Source organism: Paraburkholderia sp. BR13444 (assembly GCF_040948755.1).
In the GTDB taxonomy this organism is placed as follows: domain Bacteria; phylum Pseudomonadota; class Gammaproteobacteria; order Burkholderiales; family Burkholderiaceae; genus Paraburkholderia; species Paraburkholderia youngii.
Map to the genome: position 1 here is coordinate 1 of NZ_JBFPKM010000084.1, position 230 is coordinate 230.

Genomic DNA, 230 nt, shown 5'->3' on the forward strand with positions numbered 1-230 from the left:
ACGTGAACTTCGATCTGGCACGCGACCTGAAGGTCGACAGCGTGACGATGGGTGACACGGTGGTGAACAACGACGGCCTGACCATCAAGAACGGCCCGAGCATCACCACGGGCGGCATCGACGCGGGTGGCAGCAAGATCATCAACGTGGCGGCGGGTGTCGACGCTGGCGACGCGGTGAACAAGGAGCAGCTCGACGAGGTCGGCAAGACGGCCAGCGCAGGCTGGAAC

The 230-nt window shown here is 64.3% G+C and carries 1 protein-coding gene; it reads left to right on the forward strand.

The window, feature by feature from the left end; translation table 11 throughout:
* Positions 1-230, forward strand: a 230-nt coding sequence (locus tag AB3X95_RS39090) for a hypothetical protein (RefSeq protein WP_368624018.1), incomplete at both ends; no start/stop codon positions are given.